We start from the raw sequence: 26,945 nt of genomic DNA on the forward strand, positions 1-26,945 counted from the left end.
GTGAGCACTTCGGACGCCGACGCGAGCGCCGACCGTACAACCGGCTGGGAGGCCGGCACCGCCACACGAGTCATCACGCCCGAAGATCCGCTGTGGATGGCCGGCTTCGCCTCGAGGGACGAACCCGCCGACGGGGTCGAAACCGACCTCCACGCGAAGGCCCTCGCGATCCGTGACGACGGCGGCGAGACGGTCGTCCTCGTCAGCGTCGAGGTGATCTCGATCCCGCCTGCGATGCGCGAGGAACTCGAGGCGCATTGTCTCGAGGAATACGACCTCGGCCCCGAATCGGTCGCGTTCACGGCCACGCACACCCACTGCGGACCACTCCTCCAGGAGTTCCGCGGCCGAATGTACGACGTCGATTCCGACCTGATCGACGCCTCGCTGGCCTACCGCGAGCGCCTGACGGACGACCTCGTCGCGCTCGTCGGGGAGGCGTTGGCGGCCTGCGAGCCGGCGACCCTCGAGTACAGCCACGCCCGCTGTGGTTTCGCGATCAACCGCCGGCTGCCGACGCCCGAGGGAATCGCCCACAGCGTCAACCCCGACGGCCCCGTCGACCACGACGTCCCCGTGCTGGCGGTCGAATCGGGTGGCGACCTCGAGGCGGTCGTCTTCGGCTACGCCTGCCACGCGACGGCGCTGAAACTCGACCGCTACTGCGGCGACTGGCCCGGCTACGCCATGGCGACGATCGAGGAGCGTTATCAGGAGGCGACCGCGCTGTTTCTCACCGGCTGTGGCGGCGATCAGAATCCGCGACCGAAACGACGGCTAGCGGTGGCGAAACAGCACGGCACTGCGATGGCGAACGCCGTCGAAACCGCACTCGAGGCCCCTCGATGGACGCTCCACGGTCCGCTGCGGCTCACCCACGAGGAGATCCCCATCGAGTTCGAGGGCTACGACCGCGACGACCTCGAGTCCCTGCGTGACTCCTCGGACCCCTACGAGCGACGTCACGCCCGGCTGTTGCAGGCGGAACTCGAGGAGTCCGATGGCGACGAGCTGCCGACGACCTATCCGTACCCGATTCGGGCGGTCGGCTTCGGCGACGACCTGACGCTGCTCGCGCTGGCCGGCGAAGTCGTCGTCGACTACGCGCTCGCACTCAAAGACGAGTATCCGGACCTCTGGGTCGCAGCGTACACTAGCGGCAGTTTCACCTACGTCCCCTCGAGGCGCGTCCTCGCAGAGGGCGGCTACGAGGGCGGCGACGTTACCCGCTTCCGACGCTACCCGGGCCGAGTAACTCCCGACACCGAGGAACAGCTACTCTCGAATGCCCAGGCGCTCGTCGATCGGGTTCGCGGTCCCTGAGGCAGTCGGATTCCGTCGCTGCTCGAACGCCGTTTCGGCGATTCACCGGTCTTTATTTCCCTTCCCTGTGAGGGGTGGACACATGGCACTCAAGCCCGCCCTGTTCAGCAAGGTGCTCGAGGAACGCAGCCTCACAGAAGTCGCAACGAAGACCGCGGAACTCGGCTACGACGGCCTCGAGCCGATGTGCCGTGATCCCCACCTCGGTGCCGACTGGTCGCTCGAGGCGGTCGCCGAGTTCGGGGACCACCTGGACGATATCGGTCTCGCAGTCCCCTGTCTGGCGACCTACACTGGCAAGTACGCCGGCCTCACCGAGGCCGAGTGCGAGGAGGAACTCGAGACCCTCGAGACCTTCCTCGAGTTCGCCGAGATCCTCGACTGTGAGATCGTCCGCCACGGGCCGGGAAAACCCGGCCTTCGTGAGGCGACCGATGAGGACTTCGAGCACGCCGCAAACTGGATGCAGAAGGCCGCCGACCGCGCGGCAGCGTACGACGTCACGATCGGGATGGAGATCCACGCCGACCGGCTGAGCGAAACCGTCGACTCGACCCGGCGGTTGCTCGAGGCGATCGACCGGGAGAACGTCGGCGCGATCCACGACGCCGGAAACATGTACCTCGTGGGCGAGGACTTCGGCCGGGAGTCGGTCCAGCGCCTCGGCGACGACCTCGTTCACGTCCACGTTAAGGATCTCGCACCTGCCGACGACCTCTCGGAGCCGGGGGCGTTCCAGCTCGAGACCGACGAGGGGCTAGAGACGTTCGGCCGCCACCTACTCGGCGAGGGCGCGGTCGATCACGGCCCGCTGTTCTCCGCGCTCGAGGAGACGGGCTACGACGGCTACGTTACCGCCGAATCGACGTTCGGCGCGGAGGACGACCTCTCTCTTGCGACCCACGAACTCGAAGAAATGCGTCGGTTGATTTCCTGACTCCCGCTGGAAACGTGCCGTCGTGAGAAACGACGTGGGCGGCGCTCGAGGTGGTTAGCCGTACTGCTCAGCGATCCACTCGGCGTGTTTCTCCCGACCCGTCTCGAGCAGTCGATCGACGTACGGCTCGAGGTGGTTCCAGGTGTAGAACGGCCCCTTCTCGCCTAAGACGTTCCACATTGGATCGGTGAACGCCCCGGGGGCGTGGGGGTTGCCGCCGTTCTCGCCGTTGGCCGTCTCGAACCGGCGGTCATCGTGCCAGCGCTGGAGTTTCGCCAGTCCCGCGTCGACGATTTCGGGATGCTTGTCGGCAAGATTCGTCGTCTCGTGGGGGTCAGAGGCGAGGTCGAACAGCATCACGTCCTCGAGGTCGCTCTTGAACGCGGTGTGGTAGGTTCGGAGCAGGAGCCAGTCGTCCCAGCGAACGCCCCGCTGGCAGGTCCAGGTCCCCTGGCTGATCACGAGTTCGTCGCGCCCGCTCTCTGCGCCGTCGGTGAGGGTGTCGGTGAAGGAGTTGCCGTCCCAGCCGTCGGGAACGTCGCCGCCGACGAGGTCGACCAGCGTCGGCGCGAAGTCGAGTTGGTAGCGAAGTCCGTCGTCGGCTCCCGGCTCTACCCCGGGGCCGCGGACGATGAGCGGGACGTTACAGGTCATCTCGTCGGCGGTCTGGTGGTCGCCGTAGACGTTGAGTTCGCCCAGGTTCTCGCCGTGGTCGCCGCTGATCACGATCAGCGTCTCCTCGAAGATGTCCTCCTCACGAAGCAGATCGAACAGCTTCCCGATGTAGTGGTCCATGTAGTGGACGCCGATGTCGTAGCCGTCGATCATCTGCTTGAAGTCCTCTCGCGAGGTGATCTCCTCGGGCATCAGATCGTACTCCCACTTCCGCCCGCCCCACCCTCTGAGATCCTGGGCGCTGTGTGCGCCGCTTTCCTCGTAGTGCTCGTCGATCATCTCCGCGGTGAGCCAGTCGGGCGCAGGCTCCTCCGAGAAGGGGTTCCCGTGCTCCGTGGGCGTCCGGTACGGCGTGTGCGGGTCCCAGAAGTTAACGTGGAGGTACCAGTCGTCCTCGCCCGCGTGGGACTCGAGCCAGTCCCGGGCGGTGGGATAGACTTCGTCAGCGGTCTCGCCGCCGTTGCCGCCAGTATCGTGGAGTTCCCTGAATCCCTCGACGACCTGCCAGCCGTCGTGGCGCGCCGGGAACGGGCTGATCATCGAGGTGTAGAACCCCTCCTCTCTCAGGATCGACGCCAGGGTTCGGTACTTGCGGGGGTATCTCGCGTGTCGTGGTTCGCCGTGGCGTCTCGGGTCGGCGTTTCGTCCCCCGTGGTTGACCACGCCAGTGTGGATGCCGAATCGACCCGTGTAGAAGGCGGTTCTCGAGGGCAGACACGGCGCATCGGAGGTGTAGACGTTCGTGAACGTCTTCCCGCCGGCCGCCAGTTCGTCGATGTTCGGTGAGGTATCCCGCTCGTAGCCGTAACAGCCCAGGTGGTCCGGGCGCAACGAGTCACAATCGATGTACAGGATCCGCATACCCGTGTGCTCTCACTCCGCTGCAATAACGTTTTCTCGAGTTGAGTGTACCGATAATGTGAGTCTCCTCGCGGGGAACGCATCTTTATGACGATGGGATACCTCGTAGCCGGTAGCACGCATGACGGACAGCAGCCCACGTCTCGCCACGACGGACGACTTTCCCGAGATCACCGAACTCATCGATCGCTACTTCGCCTACGAACGCGAGGGAATGGCCGCCAGACTCCCGTTCTGTTACGACCCCGATCGTCCCGAACGCCACGCCATCGTCGAGGCGGACGGTCGGATCGTCAGCCACATCGCGGCGGTTCCCCAGACGCTCGCCGTTGGCGGCGGCAGCGTCGAGTGCTGGGGGATCGGCGGCGTCGCCACGGACCGACGCTACCGGGGTAACGGCTACATGAGCGATCTGCTCGAGTTCTGGCTCGAGCGGATGGAAGCCGAGGGGGTTCCGCTGTCGGAACTCAGCGGCAACCGACAGCGCTACGGCCACTTCGGCTACGAGCGCGCCGGCATCGAACACCGGTATCCGATCGACGGCCGCTCCTTCGTCGGCACACCCGAAGCGGCCGACGACGAACTGATCTCGGTGTACGAGGGCGAGGCCGACCGGCTCTCGACGCTCCGGGAACTTCACGAGCGCGAACCCTACCGCGTCGAGCGCGACCGGGAACTCAGCGAGATTACGTTCGGCCAGCGCGGCCTCGAGACGCTGCTGTACGAGGGACCGGAGGGGCCAGCCTACCTCAGTCTCTCCAGGGAGAGCCGCAGCCGAACGATAAAGGAGTTCGGCGGCTCGAGGGGCGGCGTCGAGACGCTGCTCTCTCACGTTCTCGCCCTCTACGACCTGAACGAGCTCACGGTCCAGGTCCACCCGCGCCACCCGCTCGATTCGCTGTTTCACGAACACAGCCGCTACTGGAGCCAGCGGCCTCACCGCATGGTGAACATCCGGAGCCTCGAGGGGCTGTTCGACGGGTTCGGGGCACAGCTCGAAACGGCCTGGCGCGAGAGCGGCCGCACCGAGAGCGGAGACGTCACGCTCGAACTCGTCGAAACTGGCGAAGCCGTCGAGATCGTCTACGGACCCGGGGAACTGTCCGTCGACGGCGCGGCGGGTGAGCCGGATCTCTCGCTCGACCGCCGGGGAATGGCGACGCTCCTGTTCGGCTTCCACGAGCACATGCGCGACGTCCGCCGATCGGAACCGGTTCTCGAGGCGACGCTGCCGCTGCAGTTCTACATCTGGCCGACCGAGCACGTTTGAGGGGCTAGTTCTTTTGCCACTCGCGACTTCGATTTCCTCAGAGCGTGACGGGTTCGTGACGTTCCCCTGATTCGTAGGCCCCACGAACGATCTCGAGGGCGGCCCGGCCGTCGCGGCCGGTGATCGGCGGCTCCCGCCCCTCGAGCACCGCCGCCGCGAAGTCCTCGATCAGGCGATCGCCCGAGGGGCGGCGCTCGGGGCTCGAGACCTCGTGCCACTCCTCTGCGGGGCCGAGGTTCGTCTCGGCGTTCGTCCGGACCAGCAGCGGCTCCTCGAGGACGAGTTCGCCCTCGGTGCCGTAGATTCGTGTGCCGCGAGTCGACCGGTCTCGCGGGGCATCCTCGAGGAACGAACTCGCGTGAACGATGCCGATCGCGCCGTTGTCGTAGCGCAGCGAAACGCTACAGAAGTCCTCGACCTCCACGTCCGTGGCGAACGTGTCGAGTTCGGCGTAGACGCGGACGATCTCGAGGCCGGTCACGTATCGAACCGCATCGAGGTTGTGTATCGCGTTCATGTTCAACACGCCGCCGCCGCTGCGCTCGGCCGAGGTCCGCCAGTCGGTTTCGACCCGGCCCGTGTAGCCTCCGGTCCAGTAGCTCTCGGGCTTTCGCGCCATCACCTGCACCCGGATACCGATTACGTCGCCCAGCAGGCCGTCCTCGAGCAACCCTTTCGCCGTCTCGACCTGCGGGGAGTACCGACGGGGCATACAGACCGAGAGCGCGACCTCGTTTGCCGCACAGGCGGCGATCATCTCGTCGGCCTCTTCAACGGAGACCGCGATCGGCTTCTCGACCAGCACGTGTTTGCCCGATTCGGCGGCCGCGATCGTACCCTCGGCGTGGAGGTGATGCGGCGTCGCGATGTACACCGCGTCGACCGCTTCGGCCTCGAGCACGTCGGTCCGGTCGGTCGAGTGTGGAACGTCGAACCGGTTGCCGATGTCCCGTGCAGCCTCCTCGTCGACGTCCATAACCGGTCCGAGAGCGGCGTTTTCGGCAGTGTCGATACTGTCCGCGGTTCGTTTGCTCGTGATCTCGCCGCAGCCGAGAACCCCGATGACACAGGTCTCAGACACGGCTCACCTCCGATTGGGTGCCCCGTCCAGTGACGAACCGCCGACCGGGAACACCCCCTCTCGTGTGCGTTGCTGACATGGCTCGTCACGACCGAAGTGGTGATTCGTTATAAACGTGTCTGGCGAGACGACTGCATCGATCGAAAGCTATGTCCCGGTCGACGGAGAGTACCACCTGAACGCATGTCCGAGACACGCAGTAACTTCATCGGTGGCGAGTGGATCGACTCGGAATCGGGCGAGACGTTCGCCGTCCGAAACCCGGCGGACCCGAGCGACGAAATCGCGTCGTTTCAGCAGTCGACGGCCGAAGACGTTGACCGCGCTGTCGCGGCCGCGAGCGACGCCGCGGCGGCGTGGGCCGACACTCCCGCGCCCGAACGCGGGGCGATCCTCTCGCGAACCGCACGGGAACTCGAGGCCCGAAAAGACGAACTGACCGAGACGCTCGTCCGCGAGGAGGGGAAGACCCGGCCGGAGGCCGGGGGCGAGGTCGGCCGCGCGATCGACATCTTCGACTACTACGCGGCGAAGACGCACGATCTCGGCGGGACCGTCAAGTCGCCGAGCAGTTCCCGACAGAACCTGTACACGATCGCCGAACCCGTCGGCGTTACCGCGCTGGTCACCCCCTGGAACTACCCGATCGCGATTCCGGCCTGGAAGCTCGCACCGGCGCTCGCTGCCGGAAATACGGCCGTACTCAAGCCCGCCACCCTCGCCCCGGAAATCGGCCGGCTCCTGATCGAGTGTCTCGAAGAGGCGGGCGTCCCCGAGGGCGTCGTCAACTACGTCACCGGGTCGGGCAGCGAGGTCGGTGACGCTCTCGTCGGCCACGAGGACGTCGACGCCGTTTCATTCACCGGCAGCGCCCGGGTCGGCGACGCGGTCTACCAGCGCGCCGCCGAGGACCAGAAGCGCGTGCAACTCGAGATGGGGGGCAAGAACCCGACGATCGTTTCGGAGAGTGCGGACGTCGAGGAGGCCGCCGAAATCGTCGCCTACGGTGCGTTCGGCGTCACCGGTCAGGCCTGTACCGCCTGCTCACGGGCGATCGTCCACGAGTCGGTCCACGACGAGTTCCTCGAGGCCGTCGTCGAGCGCGCCGAGGGCATCGACGTCGGCCCCGGCCTCGAGGACGGCGGGATGGGCCCGCAGGTCAGCGAGGACGAACTTGAGAGCACCCTCGAGTACGTCGACGTCGCGAAACGGGAGGGTGCGACGCTCGAGATCGGCGGCGGCCGGCCCGAAGCCGAACAGTGTGAGTCGGGCTACTTCGTCGAACCGACGGTTTTCTCGGGCGTCGACTCCGAGATGCGAATCGCCCAGGAGGAGGTGTTCGGTCCCGTCCTCTCCGTGCTTTCCGTCTCGGACTTCGAGGAAGCCGTCGAGGTCGCCAACGACGTCGAGTACGGCCTCTCGGCGAGTATCGTGACGAACGACCACGCCGAGGCGAACCGATTCGTCGACGAAATCGAGGCCGGTGTCGTGAAGGTGAACGAGATGACGACCGGGCTCGAACTGCACGTCCCCTTCGGCGGGATGAAGGCCTCCTCGAGCGAGACCTACCGCGAGCAGGGCGACGCCGGACTCGACTTCTACACCATTACGAAGACGGTGTACGACAGCTACTGACGCCAAGGTTGTTCGGCGCCGATTTCTTCCCGACTCGACCGTGAGCGGACGCTTCCGTGGCTGCGGTTTTCACAGGAGTCGCCGGAGTGTCCGCGCCGCTTTCGGTCGCGGTGTTCGATCGAGAGCCGAATTCGAAAACGAGCGTAAAGCGCGCCCGGCAGGGGCGATTAGTCGGCCGACCAGGTCGACACCAGCGGGATCGATACGTCGTCGTCCTCGTCGATGATGTACCGGTAGCCGCCCGCTTCGAGCTGGTCGGGGTTCTCGAAGTCACGGGTGAACGTCTTCTCGCCGACGTCGACCGTGACGAGATTACCCCGCCCGCTCGAGAGCCCCTCGATCGGGTAGGCGCCGTTACCCCGGCCGCGCCGGCCGCGCGCGAACGGCGGCTCCTCGGGGTCGGGCTCGCCGCGCCACGGGTTCGACTCGTCGTTGTCGACGTAGACGAAGCCGGCGTGGCGCTCGAGGTCGTCGCGATTGCCGGCGACCCGCATCGTGAGCTCGTTCTCGAGGCTGATCTCGCGCGTGAACTCCTCGACGAACGCCCGGACCGACGCGGTCGACTCCTGTATCAGCTGCTCGCCGTCGACTGCGAGGTGGGTCCCGTCGTGGACGTAGGCGTACTCCGGTTCGCCGTTTTCGACGGAGCAGACGCCGAAGAAGCCCTTGAATTCGACGGTGCCGTCGACGACGACGGTGTCGTCCTCGTCGAACGCGCAGACGACGTAGTCGGTTCGTCCGTTCACGAGGTCGACCCTGACTGCGCGTGCGTCGACAGGGTCGCCGTCTTCATCGGTGACCGACGCGGCGTCGACCGAGTCGACGACCCGGTCGCCGTCGTAGTGCTCGATCGTCGAGACGAACGTGCTCTCGAGGTCGCTTCCGGTGCGGTGAAGGAACGCGTACGGAATCGAGGGCTCCGGCGTCGCGCCGTCGGTGCTGTTCGGCGGGTAGCCGTCCGCGAGGGCGACCTCGTCGAACTCGCCGAAGGAGGTCAGCCGCATGGCGACGCCCTCGGCGTTGTCGTCGCGGACGCCGAAGTGGTCCTCGACGTCCCACTCGATCGAGACCTTCTCGCCTGGATCGACGTCCCGGGAGACGGAGTCGAAGTAGTTGAAACCGGCGCCTTCCGCTCTTCCCCACCCAGGGATTCGCTCGGCGTTGTACTCTTCGTCGGCGAACGGCACGTCTTCGCCGGCCAGCGTCCCGCCGTTCTGTGGGACGAGATCCAGTCCCTCGGTGTTCACGTTCGCCCGCGTTCCGTGGAAACTGAAGTGGTGATCCTCGCCGCCGGCCACGCGGAAGAAGTCCACCGCGTAGGAGTGGCCCTCGTCGACGGTGATCATCGCGGTCGTGCGGCGGTACTCGTCGGCTTCCTCGTAGACGTGGGGCGCCTCGACGTCGATCAGGTTGACCCGGTCGTCGCTGCCGTCGAAGTGTCGTGGCAGTCCGACCCAGTGGTGGCGCTGGCCGGCCTTGTTCACGACGACGGTGTTGTGGCTGATCGTGTTATCGGTGAAGAAGCGCCGCGGCGGGTGGTCGCCGGTCGCTTCGGGGTAGCCCAGATCTCGAGCCAGTTCCATCTCGTTGGCCGCGAGCCCGATGTTCAGCGTGTCGCGGTGTCCGTGGGCCGTGCCGCCGGCGCTGATTCCGTTCCGGCCGTAGTACATCCAGAGTTCGCGTTTGGAGTTGCCGAGTTCGGCCACCCCGTCTCGAGTCTCGCGGTCGTCCTCGTCGAGCAGTTCGAGGTAGTACAGCGCCATCCGGTAGCCGTTGGCGTCGTCGTTCCGGCCGACGTTTTCGAACCGGATCTCGGTCGTTCCCGCGGCCAGTTCGCGCGTGTAGGTCAGCGTTTCGCGGCCGCTGCCGTCTGCCATGAAGTCGATCGTGTCGACGTGTTCGTCGGCGATATACAGCTCGTAGATGCCGTAGGTGTCGACGAACAGCGCCTCGATCTCGAGTTCGTACTCCTCGCTCGAGTCGATATCGAGCTCGAACGTCCACTGCTCGCCCGCGTCGTTCGCGTTGAGCTGGATCGCCTCAGGGAAGCTGTCGTCGATGTTCGCCGACGCCTCGACGAACAGGTTCGAGAAGTCGTAGGTGGTGCCGTAGGACTCGGTCAGGTAGTTCTCCCCGTCGCGCAGGGCGGCGAAGCCGTAGCCGGCGAGGTTCTCGCTCCGAAGATCGAGCGGTCCTTCCGCATCGATGACCGACTGAATCTCCGCGTCCAGTCCCTCGGGGTCTGCGTCGAAGATCGACCCCCGGATCCCGTCCGTGGAGTAGCCGTTCAGGAAGTGCCAGTACTGGGCGTAATAGCTGTCGCCGGTGACGTGGTAGCCGTCCTCGATTCCTGTACGACTCACCTGGTACGGCGGGCTCATGTCGTAGGTGTGCGTGTCGCCGATCTCCGGGACGAGGGTATCGAGGAGAACGAGATGGGAGTTGATACCCAGCGCCTGCTGGAGCTTTGGGTGCTGATAGAGGTCGGCACCCGCGAACCCGTCGTAGCCGTCGAGTACCTCCGCAACCTGGCGGACCGAGGACATCTGAATCCGGTTGTACAGCTGTGCGGCCTCGTGCCAGTACCCGTCCCGATCGCAGTTGTTGACGATCGGGGTCAGAATCTCCCCGCCCGTCGTGTTCCAGTTCTCGGGTTCTTCGTTCCAGACGTCGCCGTCGAAGATCTCGCCACCGGGCTGGAACAGCCACTCGAGGGCCTCGCGGGTGTACCCGTCCTCTCGGACGTCGTCCTGGACGCGCGCCGAAACCGCGATCGTCGGACGCTGACCCCGATCGGGGACGAGATCGGAGTTCTTCGCTGCGGGGAGCATCTCCATGATGAAGTTCTCCTCGATGTTCTCGCGGACTGCCTCGACGGAGTCTTTCGCCGGCAGGCCGGGATACTCCTCGACCCGGCCGCCCAGGAACTCGAGGACCTCGCCTGCGACGTCCTCGTCGTCGAGGGCGGGGAAGAACGCGTCGTAGGCGCGGATCAGCGGCCGCACGAGGTTCGTCTCCCAGGAACCGCCGATGATGCGGCCGGTCTGGCGGCCGCCGTGATTGTTCCAGAAGCCGTGGAGCGTGTCCGTGTACGCCGTGAGGTCCATCTCCGGGTAGACGTCGGCGATCCGGTCCAGCACGACGAGACCGGCGACGGCGTACTTCGAGTCGCCGGTCAGGAGGTAGGCGTCGGCCAGCCCAGGAACGATGTCGTCGATGCCTCGCGGCCGCCAGACGAACCAGTGGTTGTAGTAGGCGACGAAGTTCCACCGGTTTCCGGCGCCCAGTCCGAGGTCGTTGTTCTCGTCGTGCCAGCCCCAGCCGTCGTCGACGCCCCACCCCTCGCCCATCTCGGGGTGTTCCTCGTTTACCAGCAGCGAGTCGTCGGCGAGGTCGGGATCGAACATTCCGCGGTCGTCCAGCCCGCTCTGCCGGTAGGCTCCGAAGTCGTTCGTCGGCAGCACGAAGTTGCCGTCGCCGTGAGGGTTGTCGATCGTCGACTCGATCTTCCACGGTCTATCAGTGCCTGGGTTGCTGAACCCGCCGAGGGCGTGTCGTTCCGACGTCAGGCCGCCGCCGCGGGGAATTTTCTGGGAGGTGACGTGTCGCCAGAGACTCTCGAGATCCGGCCCCCACCGGTCGAGGTGCGATTCGGCGGTCGACACCGCCCCGTCGCGCTCGCTGGCCGCCCAGTCGTAGTTCTCGACGTTCTGTCGGGCGTTCTCACGCATCCCCTGGGTGTAGAGCGTCGGCCGGCTCTTCAGGTGGTAGGCTCCGTCTCCGTCGTCGGCCGCCGCACCGACGGCTCCGAACCCGGTGAACATGCCGCCGACGATCCCTGCCCCGGTCGTCTGCAGCAGCGTTCGTCGCGAGAAGCCGTCTCCGAGCTGGTCGTCGCCACTATACGATTCTGTCTCCCGCGATGTACCGTTCGGTAGGTCCCGATGGCTATTGCCTGCCATGGTTTGGCATGGCGTCCCCCGCTAATAACAGTTCCTGTGGCTTTCAACCAAATGAACACTTCAGGCATGGACGCCGTGGATCTCCCGGTCTCCACAAGAATATTATCGTCTCGCTCGAGAGGGAGCGTATGGTTGATTCGCCAACAGCGGCGGCAGAGCTGTCGCTGGAAGGGAAAGTCGGACAGCTCCTGCACATCGGAATCGGTCTGGGCCACCTCGAGACGGAGGCGGGGTGGCCGGCCGAGGAGATGCGGACCGTTATCGAGGAACTCGAACCGGGCGGGATCAGGGTGTACGGGAATCACGGCGTCACGCCTCACTTCATGGCGCAGTACACCAACAAGCTTCAGGAGTGGGCGGCCGAGACCTCTCACGGCCTCCCCGTACTGGTCTCCTGTGACGGCGAGTACGGCACCGTCGACATCACGCGCCACGAGGCCCAGGCCTATCCGGCGCTGATGGGCCGAACCGCAACCGGCGACCGCTCACTCGCGGCGGACGTTTCGAGCGCGGTCGCTCGCGACATGCTCGCGCTCGGGCTGAACATGAACCACCAGCCGGTCGTCGACGTCAACACGAACCCCGACAACCCGGTCATCGGGGTTCGATCGCCCGGAAGTGACCCCGGGACGGTCGCCGACTACGCCGAGGCTGCCCTCGAGGGAATCCACGCCGAAGATCAGATCGCGGTCGCGAAACACTTCCCCGGCCACGGCGACACGGAACTCGACTCCCACGAGGTACTTCCACACGTCCGGTACGACCGGGAGACGCTCGAGGAGATTCACCTCCCGCCCTTCTCGGCGATGATCGAGGCTGGCGTCGACTGCATCATGACCTCCCACATCGTCGTGGAGTGTCTCGACGACTCCCAGCCGGCGACGCTCTCGAAACCGGTGCTCACGGGGCTGTTGCGGGAGGAACTCGGCTACGACGGCGTCGTGATCACCGACGCGATGATGATGGACGCCATCGCGGACAACTACGGCGTCGGCGACGCCGCGGTGCGAGCGATCGACGCCGGTGCCGACCTCATCCTGACGGGGTTCGTCTCCGCCGCGGATCTCCGGACGACCCGCGACGCCATCCTCGAGGCCGTCCGCGACGGCACGCTGAGCGAGGATCGGCTCGACCGCTCCGTCGAGCGGATCCTCGACCTCAAGGAACGCTACGAGCTGGCCGACCGCCGGTCGGTCGACCCCCTCGCCGCCCTCGAGACGATCGGCAGCGACGACAACGCCTCGCTCGCGAGCGAGGCGTACGAACGTTCACTCACGCTGCTCGGAAACGACGACCTCCTGCCGCTCGGCGCCGATACGGACGTGCTCCTGACCGGTATCCGTGGCGTTCACGCTCTCGAGCCCCACCTCGACGCCGCCTTCGGCGATGTCGTGAGCTGTTCGCTCGCCGCCGGCGATGCACGGATGCTCGACGACGTCAAACCCGAGACGGAGCCGACCTCCCTCGAGACACAGCTCGAGACGATCCGGTCGCTCTCGGCGACCGTCGACTGTGCGGTCATCACCACCTACTCCCGCGAACGTTTCTCGGACGCCCAGCGTCGGGTGGTCGAAACTCTCGCGGCCGAACTTCCAGTTGTGGTCGTCTCGCTCGGCCTGCCAAACGAGTACGACGGCCTCCCCGAGGACGTCGCCTATCTCGCGACGTACCTCCAGGATCGGCTCGGAATGCCGGCACCGGTCCCCGACGAAGCCGCCAGCGCCGTCGCTACAGCCCTCGAGACGGGCCTCGAGGCTCGGCCCGATCTCCCGGTTCGGTGAGTATCAAGCTATAAGCACTCTCGGACGCTGATACGACAGGTATGAACGGGGTAGATCACGATCGGGCGGCGACGATTCGTAAACGCGCCGAGTCCGAACCGTCGGCGGTCGACATCGCCGACGTCGTTGCGATACTCGTCCACGGCACTCGCGACGAACGCGGTCTCGCGATCGAGGCGTACGATACCGTCGTCCGGGAACGTCCGGACGCCGTCGAGGCGGCCGCGGCTGCCCTCGAAATCCACCTCACGGACGAGTCGGCGGACGTCCGGTGTCGCGCGGCGAAAACCGCGACCGCGCTCATCGAACGCGACCCCGAGGGCTACGACGCCCTCGTCCCGTCGCTCCGGTCGCTCGCGGCCGACCCGGCCGAATCCGCTCGCGAACCGGCCGTCCTGGCGCTGGTGGCGCTCGCCCTCGAGCACCCCGACCGCGCCGCTCCGGCAAGCGACGCCCTCCTGTCGATGGCTCGCGCTCGCCTCGCCGATTCGGAGGACTCGACCACCGGCCCGAACCCAACCCGTGATCCGACGGTTCCGGACAATCCGGAACGGGAGCGACGCGACCAGATACGGGTTCGGGCGATGGCGGGGCTCACCCGGATCGCCGCCGAACAGCCGACAGCGGTTCGCGACGACGTCGCGGCGTTTGCGGCTCTCCTCGAGGACGATCATTATCACGTGAGAACGGGCGCCTGCGAGGTTCTCGACTCACTCGCGGCGGCAGTTCCCGAGAATGTCGAGCCACACGCCCACGCGCTGGCGACGCGGATCGACGTGGACACCAAACACCCCGTTCCCCGGCGGGCGGCCGACGCCCTCGAGACGCTCGCCGACGCCGCTCCGGAGCGCGTCGGTGAGGCGGTCGCCCCGATCGCTCCCGCACTCGAGCCGATGCTTGCGGCGCGGAAGCCGGCCGTTCGCCGAACCGCCCTCGAGCTGCTGGTCGTCGCCACTCGCCAGGAGCCGAGCGCCGCTGATGACCTCGTTCCGACGCTTCGCGAATTGCACGCGACGGACCCCGACGAGGAGATCCGGGGGCTAGCACGACGTGCGCTCGAGCCCGTCGACGGGAACGCCCCGGAGGACGGCGTATGAACGGGTCGCCGAATCAGCACCTGGTCGGTCACTGGCCGCTCTCGAAGCTGGACGACGGGCGGGCACGGGAGTCGGTTTCCGGTCGAGATGGCCGGCACGGCCTCGACGCGCGCTGGATCTGGTTTACCGATCCGCGGGCGGTCAGACACGTCGACCGGCACGATCGAACGTACGTCGGCTATCTCGGCGGGCCAACTGGCGGTGACATTCAGGTCGCCGCCTTCAACCACGAGACGGGAGCGCTCGAGCGAACGACGCTCGCCGCCTCGTTCTCGACGGACGACCACACGAACCCGTCCGTGCTCGTCTCCGAGTCCGGCCACCTACACGTCTTCTGGAGCGCCCACAACGGGGACGCGATCTTTCACCGACGCTCTCGCCGGCCGGAAGCGATCGACGAGTTCGACCCGGCTGCCCGGCTGGACGGGAACGTTGTCACCTATCCGAACCCGGTCCAGCTTTCGAGAAACCGGGACGCGCCGCTCTATCTCTTCTATCGGGATCGAACGATCACGCGGGACGCGACGGACGACGAGTACGGCTACATGGGCGACGGCCACGCCTACGTTCGCCGGTCGACCGACGAGGGAGCGACCTGGAGCGACGAAACGCGGCTCGTCACCGCCCCGGAGGGTCACTACGGGGCCTACTTCGTCCACGCCTCGACCCCCGACGCTGCCCACCTGTTCGTCACCGATGCCGAGCGCGGCGGCGACGCCCCGAAGTGGGACGTTCGCCACGCCCGCTTTACGGGCGACCGTCTCGAGACCGCGGACGGAACCCTCATTGCGACGCGCGAGGGGTGGCCGGTTTCGATCGCGGACCTCGAGTGCGTCTACGACTCGCGGGCCGAAGACGGCGAGCACGCCTGGGTGTGGGACGCGGCCGTCGACGACCGGGGCGAACCGGCAGTCGTCTACGCGACGTTCCCCTCGACGACCGCCCACGAGTACCGCTACGCCCGGTGGAACCCCGAGGCGGAGCGCTGGCTCGACGTCCACCTCCGCGATGCGGGCGGATTTATCGAGGAGGCCGGCGTCGAGGGTCACTACTCGGCGGGCGTCGCCCTCGATCCGACGGACCCGGACGTCGTCTACGCCTGCGTCGGCGCGGAGGGCGAGCAACTGCTCGAGCGCCTCGAAACGAGCGACGGCGGGCGAACCTGGCGGTCACAACCGGTTCGATCGAACCCCGTCGGCACGCCGCTGCGACCGGTCGTCCCGGTGAACGCTTCCCCGGAGCGTCCCGTGCTCTGGCTCGAGGGCGAGTACGAGAGCATGCACGCCTCCCAGACGGTGCTGTGTGGGTTCCCGTCGCCCGATAACGCGGCTGAAGGCGGACTGCAAGCCACCGGAGACGCCGGCGTCACGCTTGGGTTCGACTGCTTCGCCGCAGAGACGTTCGCCGATGGAATCTCGGTGTCGGCGACCGCCTCGACGACTACCCCCCGCGAGACACAGACGATTTTGCAGTTCGGCGGCGGTGTTCGGCTCGACATCGCCCGCAACACGGCCGACTCGCTCGAGTGGACGCTCTTCGACGGTGACGAGGCGGTCACCGCGAACTCTTCGGCGCTCGAGGCTGGCGAGCGCTACACTGTCGAGGGCCACTGGTCGGCGAGCGAGGCACTGCTTCGCCTCCGCGTCGACGGCAGCCTCGTCGACGAGCGACCGTTCGCGGGGCCGATCGCGTTCGACGGCCCGCGCGCCTCCTGGACGCTCGCGAAGGACGAGTACCTGCTCGGAAACGGCCTCCGCGGCGACCTCGCGGATGTTCGCCTGTATACTCTGGGGGAAGCGAGACGCTGATCTCACGGCCAATTCGCTCTCGACGGATGATGTCCGTGTCCTTGAGCATCTCTGTGATAGTATTGGATATCACCGATACACTTACTACGCACCAATGGGAGATAGTATTGCTATGTCAGACAGTCACAAGTCTGGGAACGATAGACACGGGGAGAACCGTTCGGACGATACGACCGGTCCCGGCCGTCGCGACTTCGTTAAAGGAACTGCCGCGGTGTTTGCGGTATCGGGAGCCAGCTTGCTCTCATCACCGGCCGCTGCGAGCGAGGGCGGCTGGGAGGTCGAGACGATCCGCGACGACGAGGGGATCGTCGCTGCCTCGCAGCCTGTCGCAGCGGAGGTCGGACGCGACGTTATCGCTGCAGGCGGAAACGCATTCGACGCTGCGGCGGCGGTACAACTGGCGCTGACGGTCGTTGACCCGTACGGTTCCGGTATCGGTGGCAGCGGGATGATGGTCGGCTACTCCGCGGCCGACGAGCGTACCTACACGCTCAACTCCCAGGTTCGTGCGCCGATCGGCGCCTCGGTCGACATCCGCTACGACGACGACGGGAACCTCAAGCCGTCGACTGAACGGCGCTTCGGCGGAATTTCGATTGGGACACCCGGCGTCCTCCGCGGGCTGGACGTGATGGTGAAGAAGTGGGGGACGATGTCGCTCTCCGAACTGGCGGGCCGCCCGGCCGAGATCGCCGAGGAGGGGTTCGAGGTGGACGAACGCGTTGCGAGCGTCGCCGCGGGCGTCGCCTGGCGGTTCACCGACGCTGCCGCGGAGATCTGGGCGCCGGACGGGGAGCCGGTTCAGGCGGGTGACACCGTTGTCCAGGAGGACCTCGGGAAGACGCTGCGTCTCATCGAAGACGACGGGATTCGCCCCTTCTATCGGGGTGAAATCGCCGAGGCGATCGTGGACCTGGTTCAGGACGCCGGCGGCGTGATGACCCTCGAGGACCTGGCGTCCTACCGACCGACGATCGACCGGCCGACGCAGGTCCGCTACGAGAACCCCCACCCGACGATCGCGAACAACGAACCCGTCGACGTGGTTTCTGCCCCCGCTCCCGTCGAGGGCGGGCTGATCGTCCCGGGTATGCTGAAGCTACTCGACGAACTCGACCTGTCGGACGTAGACTCGCGATCGGCAGAGCGGTTCAACCTCACCTGGCAGGCCCGCGCCGCGATGGAGAACCCGGTGATCACGACCGCCGCCGACCCCGAGTTCGTCGACGTGCCCGGAACCGGCATCCTCGACGAGGCGTTCCTCGACACCCGACGCGAGTTGATGGAACCCGGCTCGCGGAACCCGGACCTGCTCGGCGCGGAAAGCGACCCGTGGGCCTATCAGGCCGGCGAGCCGTGGACGACCGACCCGCCGGTCGGAATCGACGAGGCGGACGTGCCGGACGAACACGAGCCCCCGGCGGAGGACACGACCCACTTCACCGTTGCCGACGGCGACGGAAACGTCGTCTCGTTTACTGGCACGCTCTCTTCCGGGTTCGGTACCGGTGCGGTCGTCCCGGGCTACGGCTTCTTCCTCAACAACTCGGTGGCCCAACTCGGCAACAGCGGGCCGACCCAGATCGGCCCACTCCGACGGTACACCACCACCGTTGCGCCAACCATGGTGCTCCGCGGCGGGAAGCCGCTGTTCACGTGCGGTTCTCCCGGCGGCATCGTCATCTCCCAGGCGGTCGCGGACGTCCTCGTCAACGTCCTCGAGTACGGGATGTCGATACAGGAAGCGGTCGAACATCCGCGGATGTACGTCTTCACCGGTCAGTGGGAGCCCGGCACCCCCGAGGAAACGATCGAGGGTCTCGAGGCGCTCGGGTACGGGATGAACGCCTCGCCGGGCGGCGGCGTCGGCGACACCCAGATGATCGCCATCGACCAGGAACGCGACGAACTCGTCGGCGTCTTCGATCCGCGTCGGGGCGGCGGCGTCGCCGGAACCGGTAGCGGCCCCGGTCGCCCCCCGCGACGGTAGCGCCAGCCGCGACGTCCGGCTACCGTGGCGAACGGAACTGTTTTGGTTCCGGCGTAACGTGAGGAAACCATCCATGCAGATCGGGTTATGCACGCTTTCGGATACGGGATCGCCCGTCGATTCAGTTCTTCGAACGGCCGGTGAGGCTGGCTACGACGGCGTCGAAATCTGGGGAAAAGACCACGTTGGGGAGGGGACGGTCGAACGGTGTCGATCGATTCGCGACGCCGCCGGGAGCAACGGACTCGAGATTCCGGTGTACGGCTCCTACGCGCGAGCCGGTAACCCCGAGTTCGCCGAGGAGATCGATCACGAAATCCGAGTCGCCGATCGGCTGAACGCGGACCTGATACGTCTCTGGGCTGGAAGCCAGGAGTACGGCGATCACGCCGACGCACACTGGGACGCGGTCGTCTCCGATCTGCGAACGGCCACCGAACGGGCCGCAGACCGTGGACTCGCGGTGACCGTCGAAAAACACGCCAACTCCCTCACGAACGATACCGACGGTGCCGAGAAACTGATCGAGGCGGTCGATCACCCCGCCTGTCGGCTCAACTGGCAACCCGTCTTCGGAATGCCGGCCGACGAGATCGTGCGCGACGCCGAACAGTTGGTCGACCTCTCGAACAACGTCCATATCCAGGCCGTTCCCGATCCGGAAGCGTCCGCGAGCAACCGCTGTCTCCTCGAGGACGCCTACTTCGACATCGAGGCCATCCTCGACGTGTTCGCGGCCGACGGCTTCGACGGCTTCGTTAACGTCGAGTTCGTCACCGACGACGAACCGTACGAGGAGGCTATTCGTGCGGACCTCGAGTACCTCCGCTCGTCGACCACGTAGGGGCGGTTCAGGCAAACGGTAGATGCCAGAAAGAGCGTCACGCAGCACGACGCTCGCAAGCGAGAGTGGGGCCGCAAGTGGAGGCCGGGCTACGACCGCGACCAGGTCGTCACCAGCGGAACGCGGACGTCGTTGTCCTCTTGGATGACGTACTCGTAGCCACCGGCCTCGAGTTCGTCGGGATCCGAGAACTCCCGGACGAACGTTCGCTCGCCGACGTCGACGGTCACCGTGTTGCCGCGACCGGCGGTGACCCCCTCGACCGGATAGGCCCCGTTACCGAGTCCGCGCTGGTTGCGTTCCTCGATGGGCTGGTGTTCCTCGTAGCGGTCGCCACGCCAGCTATCGGAGCCGTCGTTGTCGATGTAGACGACGTCCGAGATCCGCTCCTCGAGGTTGTGCGGTCGACCCGGGATCCGTAACTCGAGTTCGTTCTCGAGACTCATCTCGCGGGTAAACTCCTCGACGAAGCCGCGGACGAAGCCCTGACTCTCCTGGATCAACTGCTCGCCGTCGACTGTGAGACGGGTTCCGTCGTGGACGTAGGCGTACTCGGGCTCGCCCTCTTCGAGCGAGAGCACGCCGAGGAAACCCTGGAACTGGAACGCGTCGTCGACGGTGACGGTGCTCTCCTCGTCGAACGCACAGACGACGTAGTCGGTCCGACCGTTCTCGAGGTCGACCCGAACAGCGTGTGCGTCGCCGCCAGAAACCGGCACCTCCTCGACGGAGGTGACGGCGCGGTCGCCGTCCCAGTGTTCGATCACGGACGTGAACGTGCTTTCGATGTCGGCCCCGCTCCGACGGAGCAGCGCGTATCCGAGGCTGTCCGGGTTGTCGCCGAGGTCGGGCGGATGACCATCAGCCACCGCGACCTCGTCGAACTCGCCGATGCTGGTCAGTCGCATGTGAACGCCCGCGGCGTCGTCGTCGCGGTGGCCCCAGTAGTCCTCGATATCCCACTCGACGGCGACGTTCTCGCTCGGGTCCGTATCACGAGAAACGTTGTCGAGGTAGTCGAAGCCGTTGCCGACCTCTCGGCTGTATTCGGTTTCTTCGCCGTAGTCCGGTTTGGGAACGTCCTCGCCGGCGTAGGTGCCGCCGTCCTGGAGAACGAGGTCGACGCCCTCGGCGGTCGTTTCACCCACCTGCCCGTGGAAGCTGAACACGTGGTCGTCGCCGCCGTCTACATGGAAGAAGTCCACGGCGTAGGAGCGCTCCTCGTCGACGGTGATCATCGCGGTGGTGCGCCGGTACTCCTCGCACTGGTCGTAGGCGTGACGTGCGTCGACGTCGATCAGGTTCACCCGCTCGTCGCTGCCGTCGAAGTGGCGCGGATCGGCCACCCACTGTGGATCCTGCTGTGCGGCGTCGACGGTCACCGTATTGTGGCTGATCGTTCCCTTGGTAAAGGCGTGTTTCGGCCAGTCGCCGGTCTGCTCGGGGTAGCCCAGATCCGGCGAGAGGTCCATCCCGTGGGCCATGACACCGAGGTTCAACGTGTCATAGTGGGTGTGAGAGGTGCCGCCCGCATTGATGCTGTTCCGGCCGTAGTACAGCCAAAACGCACGCTTTTCGTTACCGAGACCGTCCCCTGTGTCCGGCTCCTGGCCCACCTCCTCGAGCACGTCGTAATTTTGCCCGTCGCGGAGTGCGGCGAACCCGTAGCCTGCGAGGTTCTGGCTCGGCAGGTTCAAGGGGCCTTCGGCGTCGATGACCGCCTGAATTTCGTCTCCGACTCCTTCGGGGTCGGCGTCAAAGATACCCCCGCGCATCCCGTCGGTCGAGTAACCGTTCGAGTAGTGCAACAGTTGCGCGAACAGCGTCCCGTTCGTCACCTCGTAGCCGTCTTCGATCCCGCTTTGACTCCAGGCGGAACCGGTCGGAGTGTGCGTATCACCGATATCGGGGGATCGTTCGTCGAGCAGGAGCAGTTCGGCGTTGATCTTCAGTGCACTCTGGAACTTCGGGTGCTGGTAGAGGTCGGCACCATCGAAGCCGTCGTATCCCAGTAACGTTTCGGCGACCTGTCTGATGGAGGACATCTGGATACGGTTATAGCCCAGGCCGGCTTCGTGCCAGTAGCCGTCGCGGTCGCAGTTGTTGACGACTGGCGTCAGGACCTCGCCGCCCGTCGTGTTCCAGTTCTCGGGCTCTTCGTCCCAGACGTCGCCGTCGAAGATCTCGCCGCCCGGCTGGAACAGCCACTCGAGTGCTTCGCGAGTGTACCCGTCTTCTCGGACGTCGTCCTGGATGCGTGCCGAGAGAGCCACCGTCGGCCGCTGACCACGTTCGGGGATGAGGTTCGAGTTCTTCGCGGCCGGGAGCATCTCCTGTAAAAAGTTCTCTTCGATGTTTTCACGGATCTTCGCGACCGAATCCTTGTCGCCCAGCCCGGGATACTCGTCCGTTTTCTCACTCAGGAAGCCGGTGACCTCAGCCGCCACCTCCTCGTCGTCGAGCGCGGGGAAGAACGCATCGTAGGCGGGCATGAGGTTTCGAACGAGGTTCGTTTCCCAGGACCCGCCGATAATTCGTCCCGTCTGGCGGCCGCCGTGATTGTTCCAGAAGCCGTGGAGCGACTGGGTGTACTCCGTGAGATCCATCTCCGGATAGACGTCGGCGATCCGGTCGAGCATGACCAGTCCGGCGACGGCATACTCCGACTCGCCGGTCAACAGGTACGCGTCCTGCAGCGCCACGAGCGTTCGTCGGATTCCACCGGGTCGCCAGGTGAACCAGTGGTTGTGGTAGGCGACGAAGTTCCAGCGGTTGCCCGCACCGCCGCCGAGGTCGTCGTCTTCGTCGACCCAGCCGTAGCCGTCGTCGACGCCCCACCCCTCGCCCATCTCGGGGTGTTCTTCGTTGACCAGCAGGTCGTCGTCCGCAAGGTCGGGATCGAACATTCCGCGGTCGTCCAGCCCGCTCTGCCGGTAGGCTTCGAAGTCGTTCGTGGGAACGGTCAGCTTTCCGTCGCCATGGGGGTCGTCGACGGTAGTCTCGATCTTCCAGAGGCGGCCGTCACCGGAACTGGAGAATCCGCCCAGAATATCGCGCTCGAGGACGACGCCGCCACCGCGAGGGATCTTCTGGGAGGTCACGAGTCGCCAGAGACTGTCGAGATCCGGTCCGTACTGATTCAGATAGCTCTCGGCTTGCTGGACGGCACTGTCGCGCTCGTCTCTCGCCCAGTCGTAGCGTTCGACGTTCGATCTGGCGTTCTCCCGATCCTGCTCAGTCCAGAGCGTCGGCCGACTCTTGAGGTGCAGTGTCTCGTCGTCGTCGGCGCTCCCGATGCCGCTCGCGAGCGCCCCGGTCAGTCCTGCGCCTGTCGCGGCCAGCCACCGTCGTCGCGTCAGTTCGAACTCGAGCGCGCCCCTGCCGACGGAACACAGTTCCGAGGGGGACCACACCTCGTCGTCGTTGCCCTGATTATTGCGTGACATCCACACGCACTGTTAGCTCCATTGGTAATATAGTTTCGGTTATATTCTATGGAAACTAGATGGATCGTTGACCATATCCGGCTCTTTCGCGTGCCGATTCGTCCGAGGCAATGCCAACGGGGCGACGCGAGCGCTGCTACTGGATCGAAGCCGGTGATGGAACCACAGGTCGCACGCTCGAGGCTCGTGACTCGAGTCGCTGCTGGCCGACTCACACGTTCGATGGTCGGCGTTCCCCAGGGTCAGTGTTTTTATTGGACCGGGCTTCGGCGACGGGGAATCGACACGTCGCCGTTTTAACCGAGGACGTACTCGTCACCGTCCTCGAAGTCGTCGGGATCGGTGAAGGACTTGATGAACGTCCGGTCACCGACGTCGACCGTCGTGGTGACCCTCGAGTCCGTTCCCGTGGACCTCCGAACGAAGGAACCGTCGGTGACGAGCGACAGTCCCCTTATCTCCCGTCCCACGCCGCCGATAGCGGGATGCGGACGTCGTCGTCCTCGGAGATCATGTACTCGTAACCGCCGTCCTCGAGCTGATCGGGGTCGCTAAACTCGCGGACGAACGTCTGGCGGCCGACGCTCACAGTGTATCGGTTACCGCGGCCGGGTTCGACGCTCTCGATCTCGTAGACGCCGTTGCCGCGGCCGCGCTGGTTGCTCGCAGCCAGCTTCTCTTTGGGATCGGCGTCGCCGCGCCACGGATTGGAGTCGTCGTTGTCGATGTAGACGAAGCCGGTGTGGCGCTCGAGCTCGTTCCGTCCGCGCATGAGCTGAACGTCGAGTTCGTTTTCGAGGCTCATGCCACGGGTGAAGTCCTGGACGGCGCCGCCGACGAAGCCCTGGTCGACCTCGAGGAGTGGCTCCTCTTCGTCGGTGGGTGCCAGCAGCGTGCCGTCGTGGACGTAGGCGTACTCGGACTCGCCGTCCTCGAGGCAGTAGACGCCGAAGAAGCCCGCGAACTCGAAGGTGTCGTCGACGACGACCTCGTCCTTCGCGAACGAGCAGACGACGTAGTCCGTGCGGCCGGTCGTCAACTCGACCTTGAGCGCGCGACCCTCGCCGCCGGCAACCTCGACCTCCTCGACGTCCTCGACGACGCGCTCGCCGTCGTAGTGCTCGATGAGCGAGAGGAACTCGCTCTCGACGTCCTCGCCCTCGCGGTTGAACAGTGCGTAGTCGAGGGAGTCCGGATTATCGTCGCGATCGGGCGGGTGGCCGTCTGCCAGCGCCACCTCGTCGAACTCGCCGAACGTGGTGAGTCGGAGGTGGACGCCCTCCGCGTCGTCGTCGCGGTGGCCGTAGTGGTCGATCACGTCCCAGTCGACGGTCACCTTCGAGTCGGGGGCGTCGTCGCGGGCGACGTTCGTGAGGTAATTGAAGCCGCTGCCGTTCTCCTGGTTGTACTCCGTGTCCTCGCCGTAGTCGGGCTTGGGAACGTCCTCGCCGGCGTAGGTGCCGCCGTCCTGGGGAACGAGGTCGACGCCCTCGGCGGACGCCTCGCCGGCCTGGCCGTGGAAGCTGAACACGTGGTCGTCGCCGCCGGCGACGCGGAAGAGGTCCACGCCGTAGGAGTGGGCCTCGTCCACCTCGATCATCGCCGTCGTTCGGCGATACTCCTCACACTGGCCGTAGGCGCGGAAGGCGTCGACGTCGATCAGGTTCACCCGCTCGTCCTCGCCGTCGAAGTGTCGCGGGATGCCGACCCAGTGGCCGTCCTGTCCGGACTCGTCGACGGTCACCGTGTTGTGGCTGATCGTGTTCTGCGTCCAGTTGAAACGTTTGGGCCACGAGCCCGTTGCCTCCGGGTAGCCGAGGTCGGGCGAGAGCTCGAGATCGTGGGCCGCAACACCGATGTTGAGCGCGTCCCTGTGGTTGTGGGTGTGGCCGCCGCCGTCCGAGCCGTTGCGGCCGTAGTACATCCAGATGGCGCGCTTGGCGTTACCGAGGTCGGCGAGTTCCTCGTCCTCCTGCTCCTCCTCGTTGAGGACGGCGATCCGGTACAGCGCCATCAGGTAGTTGTCGGAGTCGTCGTTCTTGCCGACGTTCTCCCACCGCATCTCGTTGGTTCCCTCCCGGAGTTCGACGTCGTAGGAGATGGAGTCCTGCGTGAACGAGGATGCGTAGAAATCGACGGTATCGACGTGCTCGTCGTTGATGTACAGCTCGTAGATGCCGTAGGTGCCGACCCACAGTGCGTCGATCTCGAGTTCGTACTCCCCGGCTTCGATCATGTCGAATTCGAAGGTCCACCACTCGCCAGGCTCGTACGCCTGTAGCTGGATCGCCTCGTCGAAGCTGTCGTCGACGTACGCCGACGTCTCGACGAAGATCTCCGAAGTGTCGAACTCCCCGGCGCGCGTCTGTAAGCTGTAGTTCTCTCCGTCCTTCAGGGCCGCGAACCCGTAGCCCGGAACGTTCCGGCTGGGCAGGTCGAGGGGACCTTCTGCCTGGATTATCGCATCGATCTCCTCGGAGAGTCCTTCGGGGTCCTCGTCGAAGATCGATCCGCGGATTCCGTCCGTAGAGTAGCCCTCGTCGAAGTGCCACACCTGGGCGAACAGGGGCTCTCCGGTCACCTCGAACCCTTCCTGAATGCTGGTCGAGTTCCACTCGGAGGTGTGCGGTCCGTGCTGGTTCCCAATCTGCGGGGTAAACTGATCGATCACGAGCAGCGGTACGTTCACGTCCAGCGACTGCTGGAGCTTCGGGTGCTGGTAGAGGTCTGCGCCCTCGAACCCGTCGTACCCCTGCAGGAAGTCCGCGAACTCGCGGGTGCCGCTCAGCTGGATGGTGTTGTATCCCGGGCCCGCTCTGTTGTTGTAGCCGTCCCGATCCCAGACGTCGACCATCGGAGCGAGGATGTTTCCACCCGTAGCGTACCAGTTCTCCGGCTCCGCGTCCCAGACGTCGCCGTCGAAGATGTGTTCGCCGGGCTGGAACACCCACTCGATGGCCTCCTCGGTGTAGCCGTCTGGCTCGTCGAGGACGCGAGCGGCCTGTGCAAGTGCGCTGTTGCCCCCGCTGTCCATGTTCAGATCCTTCATCGCCGGGAGTATCTCCCGGAGGATGTTATCCTCGATGTTTTTTCGGATCTTCGCGATCGAATCCTTGTCCTCGAGTCCCGGGTACTCCTCGGTCTTCGCGTCCAGGAAGTCCACGAGTTCGTCGTCGCCCTCCATCGCGGGGAAGAAGGCGTCGTACGATCGGATGATCGGCCGCATGACGTTCGACTCCCAGTAGGCACCGACTGCCTTACCGGTCATCATGCCGCCGTGGCTGTTCCAGAACCCGTCGTTCCACACACCTGGCGGTTTCAGCATGTACTCCGTGATGTCCATCTCCGGGTAGACGTCCGCGATGCGGTCGAGCAGGACGACACCGGCGCGGGCATACTGCTGCTCACCCGACAGCAAATACGCGTCCGTCAACTCCTGTAGCACGCGCGCAAGGCCGCCGCCGTGGTGCCACACCGCCCAGTGGTTATAGTGAGCGACGAAGTTCCAGCGGGTGTAGTTCTCGTCGGCCACGCCGAGGATGTTCTCCTCGTCGACGAAGCCGTAGCCGTCGTCGACGCCCCACCCCTCACCGAGTTCCGGATGCTCCTCGTTGACCAGCAGGTCGTCGTCGGCCAGGTCGGGGTCGAACATCCCCCGGTCGTCGAGGCCGCTCTGACGGTAGGCCTCGAAGTCGTTCGTCGGGACCGTGATCGTTCCCTCGCCTTCCGGGTTGTCGACGCCGGTATCTGTCTTCCACATCCGACCGTCGTTGCCCGCGTCCGCGGAGATATATCGCTGCGGGGAAAAGCCCGCACCCCGCGGGATCTCCTGGGAGGTTACCACCCGCCAGAGGCTCTCGAGATCGGGCGTATCCGCATCCGAGCCAAATCGTCCCTGCCAGTCCTCGAGGCGGGATTCAACCCTCGAGATGGCGCTGTCTCGCTGGTCTTCCGCCCAGTCGTACTGCTCGACGTTGTTACGGGCGTTCTCGCGGTCCTCCTCGGTCCAGATCGTCGGTCGGGTCTTCGTGTTGAGCGCGTCGGACTCCTCGGCTCCGGCCGTCCCCGCAGTCGACAGGAGTCCGCCGAGGATTCCCGCTCCGGTCGTCGCCAGCATCGACCGCCGCGAGAGGTCGAATCGTCCGGTCGAATCGACAATCGAACACAGTGCGTCTCGAGACCAGTCGCTTTCGCGCTGGCTACCGCCATTGGGTGACATCTGCTCACACGAC

The 26,945-nt window shown here is 65.7% G+C and carries 15 protein-coding genes; 9 read left to right on the plus strand and 6 right to left on the minus strand.

Features of this window, described 5'->3' with window-relative positions; translation table 11 throughout:
- Together AC6I6S_RS17925 and AC6I6S_RS17930 are read left to right on the plus strand one after the other, a co-directional pair.
- Nucleotides 1-1,323, plus strand: a complete 1,323-nt coding sequence (locus AC6I6S_RS17925) for a neutral/alkaline non-lysosomal ceramidase N-terminal domain-containing protein (protein ID WP_497952047.1) — start codon at nucleotides 1-3, stop codon at nucleotides 1,321-1,323.
- 82 nt (nucleotides 1,324-1,405) lie between these two features.
- Complete coding sequence (locus tag AC6I6S_RS17930) at nucleotides 1,406-2,260, plus strand: sugar phosphate isomerase/epimerase family protein (RefSeq protein WP_497952049.1); 855 nt, start codon at nucleotides 1,406-1,408, stop codon at nucleotides 2,258-2,260.
- 54 nt (nucleotides 2,261-2,314) lie between these two features.
- Here AC6I6S_RS17930 and AC6I6S_RS17935 read toward each other — a convergent pair whose 3' ends face one another.
- Complete coding sequence (locus AC6I6S_RS17935) at nucleotides 2,315-3,796, minus strand: sulfatase family protein (protein ID WP_497952050.1); 1,482 nt, start codon at nucleotides 3,794-3,796, stop codon at nucleotides 2,315-2,317.
- Nucleotides 3,797-3,917: 121 nt separating this feature from the next.
- Here AC6I6S_RS17935 and AC6I6S_RS17940 point away from each other — a divergent pair, with 121 nt between their 5' ends.
- Complete coding sequence (locus tag AC6I6S_RS17940) at nucleotides 3,918-5,066, plus strand: GNAT family N-acetyltransferase (RefSeq protein ID WP_497952051.1); 1,149 nt, start codon at nucleotides 3,918-3,920, stop codon at nucleotides 5,064-5,066.
- A 37-nt stretch (nucleotides 5,067-5,103) separates the two neighbouring features.
- Here AC6I6S_RS17940 and AC6I6S_RS17945 read toward each other — a convergent pair whose 3' ends face one another.
- On the minus strand, nucleotides 5,104-6,147 hold the full coding sequence (locus AC6I6S_RS17945; RefSeq protein ID WP_497952052.1) for a Gfo/Idh/MocA family protein: 1,044 nt from the start codon (nucleotides 6,145-6,147) through the stop codon (nucleotides 5,104-5,106).
- A 183-nt stretch (nucleotides 6,148-6,330) separates the two neighbouring features.
- On the opposite strand from AC6I6S_RS17945, the gene xacF reads away from it, so the two are divergent.
- Nucleotides 6,331-7,782: a 2,5-dioxovalerate dehydrogenase gene (gene xacF, locus AC6I6S_RS17950; protein WP_497952053.1), complete on the plus strand. Its 1,452-nt coding sequence runs from the start codon at nucleotides 6,331-6,333 to the stop codon at nucleotides 7,780-7,782.
- A gap of 167 nt (nucleotides 7,783-7,949) precedes the next feature.
- Here xacF and AC6I6S_RS17955 read toward each other — a convergent pair whose 3' ends face one another.
- Nucleotides 7,950-11,744: a heparinase II/III domain-containing protein gene (locus AC6I6S_RS17955; RefSeq protein ID WP_497952055.1), complete on the minus strand. Its 3,795-nt coding sequence runs from the start codon at nucleotides 11,742-11,744 to the stop codon at nucleotides 7,950-7,952.
- Between the two features lie 128 nt (nucleotides 11,745-11,872).
- Here AC6I6S_RS17955 and AC6I6S_RS17960 point away from each other — a divergent pair, with 128 nt between their 5' ends.
- The 5 genes from AC6I6S_RS17960 to AC6I6S_RS17980 all read left to right on the plus strand — a co-directional run bounded on the left by AC6I6S_RS17960 (nucleotide 11,873) and on the right by AC6I6S_RS17980 (nucleotide 19,267).
- Entirely contained in the window at nucleotides 11,873-13,525 is a 1,653-nt protein-coding gene (locus AC6I6S_RS17960; protein WP_497952057.1) for a glycoside hydrolase family 3 protein, read from the plus strand.
- Nucleotides 13,526-13,566: 41 nt separating this feature from the next.
- Nucleotides 13,567-14,622 (plus strand): HEAT repeat domain-containing protein, encoded by a 1,056-nt coding sequence (locus AC6I6S_RS17965; RefSeq protein ID WP_497952058.1) that lies wholly within the window; start codon nucleotides 13,567-13,569, stop codon nucleotides 14,620-14,622.
- Nucleotides 14,619-16,430: a BNR-4 repeat-containing protein gene (locus tag AC6I6S_RS17970; protein ID WP_497952059.1), complete on the plus strand. Its 1,812-nt coding sequence runs from the start codon at nucleotides 14,619-14,621 to the stop codon at nucleotides 16,428-16,430. Before AC6I6S_RS17965 ends, AC6I6S_RS17970 begins: the two co-directional genes overlap by 4 nt.
- Before the next feature lie 238 nt (nucleotides 16,431-16,668).
- Nucleotides 16,669-18,423, plus strand: coding sequence for a gamma-glutamyltransferase (ggt, locus tag AC6I6S_RS17975; RefSeq protein ID WP_497952060.1), 1,755 nt, complete (start codon nucleotides 16,669-16,671; stop codon nucleotides 18,421-18,423).
- A 73-nt stretch (nucleotides 18,424-18,496) separates the two neighbouring features.
- Nucleotides 18,497-19,267: a sugar phosphate isomerase/epimerase family protein gene (locus tag AC6I6S_RS17980; RefSeq protein ID WP_497952061.1), complete on the plus strand. Its 771-nt coding sequence runs from the start codon at nucleotides 18,497-18,499 to the stop codon at nucleotides 19,265-19,267.
- 89 nt (nucleotides 19,268-19,356) lie between these two features.
- Here AC6I6S_RS17980 and AC6I6S_RS17985 read toward each other — a convergent pair whose 3' ends face one another.
- The 3 genes from AC6I6S_RS17985 to AC6I6S_RS17995 form a co-directional block, all read right to left on the minus strand.
- Complete coding sequence (locus AC6I6S_RS17985) at nucleotides 19,357-22,713, minus strand: endo-acting ulvan lysase-like protein (protein WP_497952063.1); 3,357 nt, start codon at nucleotides 22,711-22,713, stop codon at nucleotides 19,357-19,359.
- A gap of 296 nt (nucleotides 22,714-23,009) precedes the next feature.
- Nucleotides 23,010-23,183: a hypothetical protein gene (locus AC6I6S_RS17990; protein ID WP_497952064.1), complete on the minus strand. Its 174-nt coding sequence runs from the start codon at nucleotides 23,181-23,183 to the stop codon at nucleotides 23,010-23,012.
- Entirely contained in the window at nucleotides 23,168-26,932 is a 3,765-nt protein-coding gene (locus AC6I6S_RS17995) for a heparinase II/III domain-containing protein (RefSeq protein ID WP_497952065.1), read from the minus strand. Before AC6I6S_RS17995 ends, AC6I6S_RS17990 begins: the two co-directional genes overlap by 16 nt.
- Nucleotides 26,933-26,945 lie beyond the last annotated feature (13 nt).

This window comes from Natrononativus sp. DTA114, from assembly GCF_059736515.1.

Bases quoted from the DNA above. Each gene is read 5' to 3' on its own strand.
- AC6I6S_RS17930 (WP_497952049.1), top strand. From the start codon at position 1,406: ATGGCACTCAAGCCCGCCCTGTTCAGCAAGGTGCTCGAGGAACGCAGC.
- AC6I6S_RS17935 (WP_497952050.1), bottom strand. From the start codon at position 3,796: ATGCGGATCCTGTACATCGATTGTGACTCGTTGCGCCCGGACCACCTG.
- AC6I6S_RS17940 (WP_497952051.1), top strand. From the start codon at position 3,918: ATGACGGACAGCAGCCCACGTCTCGCCACGACGGACGACTTTCCCGAG.
- xacF (WP_497952053.1), top strand. From the start codon at position 6,331: ATGTCCGAGACACGCAGTAACTTCATCGGTGGCGAGTGGATCGACTCG.
- AC6I6S_RS17955 (WP_497952055.1), bottom strand. From the start codon at position 11,744: ATGGCAGGCAATAGCCATCGGGACCTACCGAACGGTACATCGCGGGAG.
- AC6I6S_RS17960 (WP_497952057.1), top strand. From the start codon at position 11,873: ATGGTTGATTCGCCAACAGCGGCGGCAGAGCTGTCGCTGGAAGGGAAA.
- AC6I6S_RS17965 (WP_497952058.1), top strand. From the start codon at position 13,567: ATGAACGGGGTAGATCACGATCGGGCGGCGACGATTCGTAAACGCGCC.
- AC6I6S_RS17970 (WP_497952059.1), top strand. From the start codon at position 14,619: ATGAACGGGTCGCCGAATCAGCACCTGGTCGGTCACTGGCCGCTCTCG.
- AC6I6S_RS17980 (WP_497952061.1), top strand. From the start codon at position 18,497: ATGCAGATCGGGTTATGCACGCTTTCGGATACGGGATCGCCCGTCGAT.
- AC6I6S_RS17985 (WP_497952063.1), bottom strand. From the start codon at position 22,713: ATGTCACGCAATAATCAGGGCAACGACGACGAGGTGTGGTCCCCCTCG.
- AC6I6S_RS17995 (WP_497952065.1), bottom strand. From the start codon at position 26,932: ATGTCACCCAATGGCGGTAGCCAGCGCGAAAGCGACTGGTCTCGAGAC.